Annotated in this window: 12 protein-coding genes and 1 pseudogene; 8 read left to right on the top strand and 5 right to left on the bottom strand. The window is 64.7% G+C overall.

Features of this window, described 5'->3' with window-relative positions:
- Positions 1 to 196, bottom strand: a pseudogene (locus D7W82_RS35890) (uracil-DNA glycosylase); the annotation flags it as partial.
- A gap of 224 nt (positions 197 to 420) precedes the next feature.
- Between D7W82_RS35890 and D7W82_RS35895 the strand changes: the two are divergent.
- The gene (locus D7W82_RS35895; RefSeq protein ID WP_120622611.1) at positions 421 to 984 is read left to right on the top strand and encodes an NADPH-dependent FMN reductase; all 564 of its coding nucleotides are present in this window, start codon (positions 421 to 423) and stop codon (positions 982 to 984) included.
- A gap of 9 nt (positions 985 to 993) precedes the next feature.
- On the opposite strand, the gene D7W82_RS35900 is transcribed toward D7W82_RS35895, so the two are convergent.
- Entirely contained in the window at positions 994 to 1,785 is a 792-nt protein-coding gene (locus tag D7W82_RS35900; protein WP_304988761.1) for a helix-turn-helix domain-containing protein, read from the bottom strand.
- Between the two features lie 183 nt (positions 1,786 to 1,968).
- On the opposite strand from D7W82_RS35900, the gene D7W82_RS35905 reads away from it, so the two are divergent.
- The 7 genes from D7W82_RS35905 to D7W82_RS40275 all read left to right on the top strand — a co-directional run bounded on the left by D7W82_RS35905 (position 1,969) and on the right by D7W82_RS40275 (position 7,648).
- Positions 1,969 to 2,376, top strand: a complete 408-nt coding sequence (locus tag D7W82_RS35905; protein WP_120622613.1) for a hypothetical protein — start codon at positions 1,969 to 1,971, stop codon at positions 2,374 to 2,376.
- A 72-nt stretch (positions 2,377 to 2,448) separates the two neighbouring features.
- Positions 2,449 to 3,354, top strand: coding sequence for a hypothetical protein (locus tag D7W82_RS35910; RefSeq protein WP_120622614.1), 906 nt, complete (start codon positions 2,449 to 2,451; stop codon positions 3,352 to 3,354).
- A 151-nt stretch (positions 3,355 to 3,505) separates the two neighbouring features.
- On the top strand, positions 3,506 to 4,042 hold the full coding sequence (locus tag D7W82_RS35915) for a hypothetical protein (protein WP_233588146.1): 537 nt from the start codon (positions 3,506 to 3,508) through the stop codon (positions 4,040 to 4,042).
- A 10-nt stretch (positions 4,043 to 4,052) separates the two neighbouring features.
- Complete coding sequence (locus D7W82_RS35920; protein ID WP_199727938.1) at positions 4,053 to 4,520, top strand: SMI1/KNR4 family protein; 468 nt, start codon at positions 4,053 to 4,055, stop codon at positions 4,518 to 4,520.
- 41 nt (positions 4,521 to 4,561) lie between these two features.
- Positions 4,562 to 5,029 (top strand): SMI1/KNR4 family protein, encoded by a 468-nt coding sequence (locus tag D7W82_RS35925; protein WP_120622616.1) that lies wholly within the window; start codon positions 4,562 to 4,564, stop codon positions 5,027 to 5,029.
- A 445-nt stretch (positions 5,030 to 5,474) separates the two neighbouring features.
- Positions 5,475 to 6,011 (top strand): hypothetical protein, encoded by a 537-nt coding sequence (locus D7W82_RS40270; RefSeq protein ID WP_147439715.1) that lies wholly within the window; start codon positions 5,475 to 5,477, stop codon positions 6,009 to 6,011.
- Positions 6,012 to 6,190: 179 nt separating this feature from the next.
- A complete protein-coding gene (locus D7W82_RS40275; RefSeq protein WP_147439716.1) occupies positions 6,191 to 7,648 on the top strand; it encodes a restriction endonuclease in 1,458 nt (485 codons plus the stop codon).
- A 163-nt stretch (positions 7,649 to 7,811) separates the two neighbouring features.
- On the opposite strand, the gene D7W82_RS40735 is transcribed toward D7W82_RS40275, so the two are convergent.
- The 3 genes from D7W82_RS40735 to D7W82_RS35945 form a co-directional block, all read right to left on the bottom strand.
- Positions 7,812 to 7,970, bottom strand: coding sequence for a hypothetical protein (locus D7W82_RS40735; protein ID WP_158617789.1), 159 nt, complete (start codon positions 7,968 to 7,970; stop codon positions 7,812 to 7,814).
- A 25-nt stretch (positions 7,971 to 7,995) separates the two neighbouring features.
- Complete coding sequence (coaBC, locus tag D7W82_RS35940) at positions 7,996 to 9,213, bottom strand: bifunctional phosphopantothenoylcysteine decarboxylase/phosphopantothenate--cysteine ligase CoaBC (RefSeq protein WP_120622618.1); 1,218 nt, start codon at positions 9,211 to 9,213, stop codon at positions 7,996 to 7,998.
- A 40-nt stretch (positions 9,214 to 9,253) separates the two neighbouring features.
- Positions 9,254 to 9,552, bottom strand: a 299-nt coding sequence (locus D7W82_RS35945; RefSeq protein WP_147439717.1) for a hypothetical protein, incomplete at its 5' end; no start/stop codon positions are given.

The following is a 9,552-nucleotide window of genomic DNA, read 5'->3' on the forward strand; positions in this document are numbered from 1 at the left end:
GCTCGGGGGCCTTGGTCCGGGCGATCATCGTGCGCACGGACGAGGCGGCGGCGCGCTGCTGCTGGAGCTCGGCGGCGACCTTCGCGTCGACGAGGAGCGAGCGGCCCGCGGTCTCCTCCTGCCAGAGCAGGTGGCGGCGCACGTCCTGGAGCACGTCGGCCAGCTCCTGCATGGAATCAGGCGTGTCGTCGTTCACGGGGGTGATCGGTATCGAAGGGACCGTCCCGGCGCAAGGAAGCAGCCGGAGAAGTTGCCTGTACGCTTAGCCCAGGGTCGGGGCTTGCGCCACCTTCCGGGCGGACGCCCCGGGCACTGGTCGAATCAGGACACACCCCCGGCGTAACGCCCTTGGCCACGGGGCGGACCTGGGGAAGATGCCGGCCGCTGGTTCCACGCCCTCTTCCCAGGAGTTCCTCGCACATGATCAAGGTGGCCATCGTCGTTGGAAGCACGCGGCCCGGACGCAAGGCGGACAAGGTCGCGACCTGGGTCCACGACATCGCGAAGAAGCGCAGCGACGCCACGTACGAGCTCGTCGACATCCAGGACTTCCACCTGCCGCTGCTGGACGAGCCCACTCCGCCGTCCGCGGGCAAGTACACCCAGGAGCACACCAAGAAGTGGAGCGCGGCGGTGGAGGGCTACGACGCGTACGTGTTCGTCACGCCCGAGTACAACCACGGCCCGTCCGGCGCGCTGAAGAACGCGCTCGATTACGTCTACAAGGAGTGGAACAACAAGGCCGCCGGCTTCGTGGGCTACGGCAGCGCGGGCGGCGTGCGCGCGGTGGAGCAGCTGCGCCTGGTCGCCGCGGAGCTGCAGCTGGCCACGGTGCGCGCGCAGGTGCAGCTGTTCCTGTCCACCGACTTCGAGCACTACACCGTCTTCAAGCCGGACCCGGCGAAGGAGAAGCAGGTGAACACGCTGCTGGATCAGCTCGTGTCCTGGGGCACGGCGCTGCGCACGGTGCGCGTGAAGGCGTAGTCGGGCGGCTCAGGTGTCCTGGCGGGCCCGCTCCGTAGCGGCCCGCCGCAGCGCCTCGGCCGTCTCCGGGTCCGCGGGGAAGAACGACTCGATGGCCAGCTCCGCGAGCGTGATGTCCACGGGCGTGCCGAACACGGTGATGGTGCCGAAGAACGACAGGGTCCCCAGGGACGTGCGGATGCGCAGCGGCACCACCACGCCACCGAAGTCGCGCGCCTTGGCGTCTGATGGGGCCTCATGCACCGGGTAGCCGCGCAGCTCCTCCAGCAGCGCCGCGAGCGTGGCGTCCCCGGAGACGTCCACCTGCCGGGTGAGGCGGTGGAGGACGTGGTCGCGCCACTGGCGCAGGTTGTCGATGCGGGAGGCCAGCCCCTGGGGGTGCAGGCTCAGGCGCAGGACGTTGATGGGGGGCGCCAGGAGCTCCGGCGCCAGGCCCTCCATCAGGAGGCCCAAGGCTCGGTTCGCGGTGACGAGCGTCCAGTGCCGGTCCACCGCCAGCGCGGGGTACGGCTCATGGCCCGCGAGCACCAGCTCCACGGCCTCGCGCGTGGCGTTGAGGGCGGGGTCGTCCAGGGGGCGTTCGGCGAAGACGGGCGCGAAGCCCGCGGCGACGAGCAGGCTGTTGCGATCTCTCAGGGGCACGTCCAGCTCCTCCGCCAGGTGCAGCAGCATGTCGCGGCTGGGCTGGGAGCGGCCGGTCTCCAGGAAGCTCACGTGACGGGTGGAGACCTCCGCGCGCAACGCGAGGTCCATCTGGCTCAGCCCGCGCCGCTGCCGCCAGCCGCGCAGCAGTTCTCCCACGGGGCGGCTCTGCTGAAGGCTCGTCATGGAGGGGAAGATAGGGGGCGCACGTCATCGCTTCCATTCCCTCGGAGGTAATCGACGCCGCGCACCCGGCCGCGCATCTTGTCCATCAACGACGGACGGCCTTTCCCAAGGCCCGGGCCGTCGCGTTCATCCATTCCACTGAAGGGAACGTGTGCCATGAGCAAGACGAACGTGTCGGGAAGCCTGTTGCGCCGCGTGCTGCTGCTGGACGGCGTCGCCAGCGGGGCGACGGGCCTGTTGGGGGCGCTGGCCGCGGAACCGCTGGGGGCGCTGACGGGCCTGGAGCCGGGCATCCTGCGCGCGGCGGGGGCGGGGCTGATCCCCTTCGCGTTGCTGCTGGTGTACCTGGCGTCGCGGGCCACCCTGCCCTCCTGGCCGGTGTGGTGCGTGGTCGCGGTGAACGTGACGTGGGTGGTGGACAGCGTGCTGCTGCTGACGCACGGGCCGACGACGCCCACGGGCCTGGGGGTGGCGTTCGTCATGGCGCAAGCGCTGGCGGTCGCGGTGTTCGCGGCGCTGGAGTACGCGGGCCTGCGGCGCGGCGCGACGGTGGCCACGGCCTGAGTGTCGGGTCCGCGCGGTCCGGGCGTCATGCCGTGCCGCGCGGACAGGCTGGCATTGTTATCGTGACGGGACATGGCTTCCTTCGCGCGCCCGTGGCTCGTCATCGCAGCGTTGTCTTCCGGGGTCTTCGGCTGCGCCACGATGGGCGGCCTGTTGAACATGGACCTGGTGTCTCTGCGCTACGGCTGGCCGGAGCAATCCATCATGCGGGTGGTCCACACGGTGGACGTGCGCACGGACTGGAGCGACCGGTGGACAGCGCAGCGTCGCTTCACGCTGACGCTGGGCCCCGCGGACGCGCAGGGCGCCCGGCGACTGGGCATTCACGACGTGGAGGTGACGGAGGCCCCCTTCCCTGCCTTCGTGGAGCCCCTGGCCACGTCCATCATCGACGCGCAGGGAGACTTCCAGGGAATTGACCCGCTGGAGGACGGCCCAGGCCTGGAGTTGCTGGACGCGCTGCCGGTCAGCCCCCGGAAGAAGGCGCAGATGACGAAGGCGCTCACGAATGGCCTGGAGCGGGACGCCCGCGACCGGTGGAACCAGTGGGTGGGCAGCTGGCATGGCGGGCGCTTCAAGCCGGGGAAGCTGGAGGTCATCGAATCGACGATCGCCGTGGGCACGGGCCGTAAGAAGTCCGAAGAGGTGCCCGCGCAGGACCGCCAGCAATTGGACGTGGGCGTGCCCTGCTCCGACGCCGTCCCGGAGCCTAAATGCGCGAGGCTGCACGTCGTGCGCGAGCCCGTGGGCCAGAAGGATGACACGCAGGGCCCCTACGCGCGGCTGGAGTTGGAGCTGGTGACGGACCCCTCGACGCTGCTGCCGTACTCATCGCGGCTCATCCGCATGGATCGCGTGAACTGGGCCGCCGAGGGTGAAGCGCCCGACTACCACGAGGCCGTGCACGTGGAGCAGTACACCTTCCTCCACGGCGTGGAAGCCGTGCCGGGACAGGTCGCGGCCGTGGGCTCGCGTTAGCCCGAGCTTGATTGTCGGACGCGGGCACGTCGCGCTATCACCGCCTGCCGTGACAGCCATTCGTCCCATCCGGCGTGCCGCGAGCGCGGCGTCCATCGTGGCCCTTGTTGGGTGCGGGTCGGCCACCATCGGCACGACAGGCAAGCCCGCCATGGCGAAGTGGGTGGCGCCGGTCGTCAGAACGCCGGATGGCGGGCAACTCCAGACGACCATCTATTATGGGCCCTGGCAGTGCAGTGCTGAGTTCCTGTCCCGCTGCGAGTCGAAGTGCGCGGCCCAGGGACATGCACTCATGGGCTGCATGTGGCTGGCCGACATCAAGGGCGACTGGAAGGGGCGTTACTTCTTCATGCCAGCGGAGGCAGGCGGGCGTCTGGCCATCACCCACTGCTGCTGTGACTATCCGGCCGCCTCCAACCTCAAGCAGTTGCGCACGCAGTGGAACAAGGCGCGTCCTGGCTTCCGCGAGGAGTGGGCCCAGGAGTTCGGCGCGTGGCCGGCAGGTAAGGACCCCTGGCCTGGACACCACATCTTCGACCTCGCGCACGGAGGCCCTGCCACCGCTCCAGGCAACATCCTCCCCACGCCGCCAGACGTGCACGACCTTTTCAGCAAGGAGTACCCCGCCTGCTACGCACCCGGCGGCAAGTGGCTCACCCCTGGCTCCGCGCGGCCCTACGTGGACTGAGGACGACACCATGACGACGCTCATGCGGCGCCTGATCACTGAAGTCTCCACTCGCCACTACCCGAACCCTCCTGCCACCCATGCGCAGGTCGAGGCTTTCGAGGCGCGCGTAGGCTGGCGACTGGATGACGACCTGCGCGCCTTCTATCTGCACTGCAACGGCGCCACGCTGTTTGCGCCACGGGAGAAGGCGCCCAACTACCGCATTCTCCCGCTCAGCGAGATTGAACGCGCACGCGTCAAGATGAGGCACGAGGACACCGACGCCTACGGAGCCGCATCCTGGTACACGCTTCTCTACTTGCAGGACGGCGACTACGTGCTCGTGGACGTAGCCAAACGTGTGGCTGACCGATACGTCCTGCTCGACGCATTCCACGAGACGTATCCCGTCGTGGAGCAGATCGCTGCATCCTTCGGTGAGTTCCTGGATAAGGCGCTGACAAGTGGCAACGAGTACTTCTGGCTCGAAGACTGACAGTCAGATCTGAGCGGCCCTACGTGGATTGAGGAGCCTTCATGGCCATGGACCGACTGCTGGCTGAAGTCTCCCGGCTCCACTTCCCGCGTCCACCCGCGACGCCCGCGCAGATCACCGCCTTCGAGGTGCGCGTCGGCTGGAACCTGGACCCGGATCTGCGCGCCTTCTACCTCCACTGCGATGGATGCACGCTCTTCGAGACGTTGCCAGACGCGAAGTACCGCGTCCTCCCGCTCGACGAGATTCAGCGAGCGCGACGTGCGCTCAGGGCCTCGGAAGAAGAAGCGGACGGAGCCGCATCGCAGTACACACTCGTGGATATGCAGGACACCAACTACGTCGTCATGGACGTGGCGCAGGCTGTGAATGGCCGCTACCCACTCTTCGACGCGTGGCACGAGACGTACCCCCAGGTGGAACGCATCGCCTCGTCCTTCGAGGACTTCCTTGAGAAGGCGCTTCGCAGCGGCAACCGCGCGTTCTGGCTGAGCGACAACCCTCCATGAGCAAACTGCTCATCTCCAAACGGTGCCGCCCGTTGTTTGGAGCAACTTTCGGACCCAGAGCAGGGCCCAGGCGAGCTGAATGAGGCGCAGGTAGTAACGGGCCTGCTCACTCCGTAGGTGTGCGCCCCCGCTACAGTGAGGCGGACCACCGCCCTGCGCGTCACCGTGCACACCAGGCCCGGCAGCGCCCTTACCAACTACATGCCAGCCGCCAAGTGCCGCAGTTCGCCCCTGGCGTCCTCTGGCCGTACGCGTAGTTGCCGATGGCCTCCAGACGCCGACCATCCTTGAACTCCAGCAGGTATCAGCCGGCAGGATTCGCTCAGCCTACCATCGTCGTCGCCAGTGAGGACAACATCTGAAATGCGCCCTTCAGGCAAGTTCACCTACCGGAGGAAAAAAGCGCTACAGTAGGGCTCACCTATCCACGATCTCGGGAGGGATTATGGAAAGCGCAGTGGTCGCCCTACTCGCAAATTTTTTGGCATCTGCTCTTGGTGCGTTTTTTGGGCTCCTACAGGGTCACCTGAAGAGGCGCGACCGCACTTCGACATTCGGGCCTTTCGATATTGTTGCCGGGTTCTTTGCTTTCATTATCGCAGTAAGATTCGCCGTTTCGACTGGACTTCCGCTACGCTTCATCAAAGCCATTGCCGAGGGCTCAATTGGCGCACAGTTCGCAGGAACCACAATTTTACTGGCATGCGGCGGCGGCCTGTTTGTTCTTCGAAAGTGGAGCCAACGAACATACGCACTGCTTGAACTCGCAATTGCCGCCGTGACTGCGTACAGCAGCCTAAAAAACCTCCCCCAGTGGCAATCAGTATCATCTTGGGTGCCGATTGCGGGTGCCATCTATCTCGTTGTCCGAGGACTGACGAATCTCGACGAAGGAAACAGAAAAGCAAGAGAAGCAAAGAACTTAACCCCGTCAGCGGCAGTATTGATGGCTACTCCTCCATCAATCGTAACGGCCAAGTAGCCATGCCAAAGGCAGTCTCACCGGATGTTCCCCACTACAGGGAAGCCACAGGACAGTAGGACGCTCTTAGTCCCAAAAGAGAAGCCTGCAGTTCGTGAGGCGCATTCCGCACCGGGCTTCCATGAGCCCATGACTCTACACCCAGCACGCCCTAACGCACATCAAGAAAGGCCTAGAAATTGAAATATTTCGATGATTTTAGTGAAGCACTTGATGGCGCCGAGGCAGACACACAGAAAGGCCGTGCACCCGATCCGGGAACGGAACAATTGCCTTTCGACCTTCTGGACGATCGCAAATTTGAAATATTGACATACCGACTAAAGTACACCCAGCATGGTAAAAACAGACGCGTGACACTAATGCAAGGAGTAGGTGAACGCGGACGAGACATAATCGTCCACGACAACTCCGGAAACCTCACGGAGATCATTCAATGCAAAAAACTCAAGAGCCGAATGAGCGCGCCAGCAGTACGCGAAGAACTCATAAAGCTCGCATTGCATGCCTACTTAGAACCGTCAATTATCGGGAGTGACAACGTTCGCTATGAGCTTTGGTGCCCTGGCGGTCTTACAGAGCCTGCTGCCAGGATCTTCGATCAATGGCCACAGAAGTGGACCGAAGAGCACTTGGCCGAGTCCTTCAATGAGACAATAGAAAAATACCAAAAACTCAAAAACCTAACCTGGACTGAGGTTAAGAAATTCGTAGTCGAAAAATTCCCGACCATCATTAAACCCGCATGGCTCGAAAATTTTCACATAGCCACAGCACTCCGAGACCACCCCTCTATTTACAGCGCCTACTTTCAGACGAATCTTGTCGCAGACATCAAGGCAGTCGAGGATGCAGTCCAGGCAGCAATCGCAAAATCCGCACTTGCAGCCATCTCAGACGAAGATGCCCATCATATCCTCAAGCGTATCGCCCAATTCCCGGCCAACCAGAGATTCGTCACGACATCGGGCTATGCAATGGGCTTAACGCCGGAACTCATCGCGCAGATGACGGCCGAGGAGTTTGAGCAATTCGTCCAGGCAACTATCAGGGCAACTGGAGATATAACCCAAATCACCATCCGCATGTGCGGGCGCATTGCCCAAGAAACATCCCGTCAGTTCCGCGAGGTTCTTGCCCCAGCGGCGCCGGCTCTTGCCCTTGCGTTTAGCAAAGTGCTGACGATGGGCGCAATCATCCGGATCATGGCCATGATGCCCACCGGGCTCCAAAAACAACCAGGAACAGCAGAGTATTCAAACCTGGAGCTCCGAGATAGATTCAAACACCACGCATTGGAAATGTGGGAATCCTTTCAGCAATGCATTGAAGGCTACAATCCAGCAAGGCACTCGCCTGGCTCGGACGAGGAATTCCGCAACCGCATCGCCATCCACTGCATCGGCGAGGCAAAAACAAGCATTGAGTTCATGCAAATGCTCATGTCATCCGTAGATGAACACCTAGTTCAGCTCAGCGACCAGTTTTCTCGGTTCATGGAGTTGGTGCCGAAAAACATATTATTGATAATTGACTCCCACACAGTCTTCCACGACGACTGGCTGATGCAGAAAATGGGGAATTCACTATTGCAGCTTGAGAACCTCAAGAAGGTTGCAAATTCACAGCCCGGCTAACACGGTGCTCACGATGGGTGGGCAGGTAGCCGGAGTCGGAAGAAGCAAGTAACCACCTCATGTAGCCGCACGGTCGAAAGCACCTCACACATGATTGAGTGACAGCGGCGCAGGGTGCACGCCGACGCACAGTAGGCGTTGCTTTTCCTTGAAATAGCAGAACTCACACCGAAGGCGTCATCAAGCTGCGCTGGCAGCGCAAGGCTCCCAAGGGACGCCGCTCCATCCAGACGATGGTCGCCGTGAAGCGGGAGGGCGTCTGGTTCTTCACCGCCTTCCAGAACACCCGCATCCAGCCGCCCAACGCCTTCGCGCGCTTCATGCTGTGGCTGCTGACGCCGAAGCGCTCAGCCGCGCGGTGACACGAGCAGCAGCGACAGAATCTCCGCCGCCACCGAGCGCTTGCTCCCCTGAAGCACCCGGTCAGAGCCACCGCGCGAAATCACCGTCACCCGGTTTGTCTCCGTCCCGAACCCCGCGCCCTCCGCGGTGACGTCGTTGGCGACGATGGCGTCCAGCCCCTTGCGCTCCAGCTTCTCGCGCGCGTGCTCCACCACCCGCTCCGTCTCCGCCGCGAAGCCCACCAGCACGGGGCGCTTCGCCCTCCCCGCCACCTTGCGCGACGCCTCCAGCAGCACATCCGGCGTGCGCACCAGCTTCAGGCTCTCCGGGCCCTCGCCCTTCTTCACCTTCTGCGGCGCGCGCGTCTCCGGCCTCCAGTCGCTCACCGCCGCCGTGGCGATGAACGCGTCCGCGCTCTCCACTCGCGACAGCACCTCGCGCGCCATGTCCTCCGCGCTCACCACGTCCACCACCTCCAGGCCCGTGCGGTCCACCGCGCCCACCGGGCCCAGCACCACCGTCACCTTCGCGCCCAGCGCCCGTGCCTCGTGCGCCAGCGCCAGGCCCATCTTCCCCGTGGACGGATTGGAGATGAACCGCACCGGATCCAGGTACTCGCGCGTGGGGCCCGCCGTCACCAGCACCGTCTTGCCCGTGAGCGGACCTCCTCCCAGCCGCCCCGCCACCGCGGACACGATGTCGCCCACGTCCGCCAGGCGCCCCGCGCCCACGTCGCCGCACGCCAGCATCCCCGCGCCCGGCCCCACCGTGCTGAACCGCGACTCCGCCAACAACGACGCCACGTTCTCCTGCGTCCGGGCGTTCTCCCACATCGCCACGTTCATCGCGGGCGCCAGCACCACCGGCCCCTTGAAGGCCAGCAGCGACGTCGTCACCGCATCCCCTCCGAAGCCCGCTCGAATCTTCGCGATCAGGTCCGCCGTCGCGGGCGCCACCACGTAGAGCTCACCCCAGCGGGCCAGGTCCAGGTGGCCGAAGTTCCCCTCCTGCGCCGGGTCGAAGTAGTCCGTGAGCGGCGGGTGCCCCACGAGCGCCTGGAAGGTCAGCGGGGTGACGAACTGGCGCGCGGCCTCCGTCATGGCCACCCGCACGTCCGCGCCCGCGCGACCCAGCTCACGCACCAGCTCGCAGGCCTTGTACGCCGCGATGCCGCCACCCACGCCGACGATGATGCGGCGACCCTTCAATGCGGATGCGTCCATGCGGCTTCATTACGCGCCAGTCCGCCCGGTCGCAACACGACTACCGCAGGGACACCTCGCCCTGGGTGGGAACGTCCACCGAGCGCACCACCGGGCCCGACCCGGGCATCTCCGCGTGGAAGTACCCCCACACCAGCGTGTACCGGCCCGGCCGCAGCCCCTGCACCACCACCCGCTCCGACATGGGCTGGTACACCAGCTGCGCGAAGGGCGAGCGCAACAGCTCCGTAGGCGGATTGCCCACCGCGCCCACGTCCCCCGGCACCACCCACAGCGCCTTGCCCCGCTCCGGCTCAATCAGCACCGTCACGGAGCCCGTCCCCGGCACCGGCCCCAGGT

Origin of the sequence: Corallococcus sp. CA049B (genome assembly GCF_003611685.1) — a bacterium.
Lineage (GTDB): Bacteria > Myxococcota > Myxococcia > Myxococcales > Myxococcaceae > Corallococcus > Corallococcus coralloides.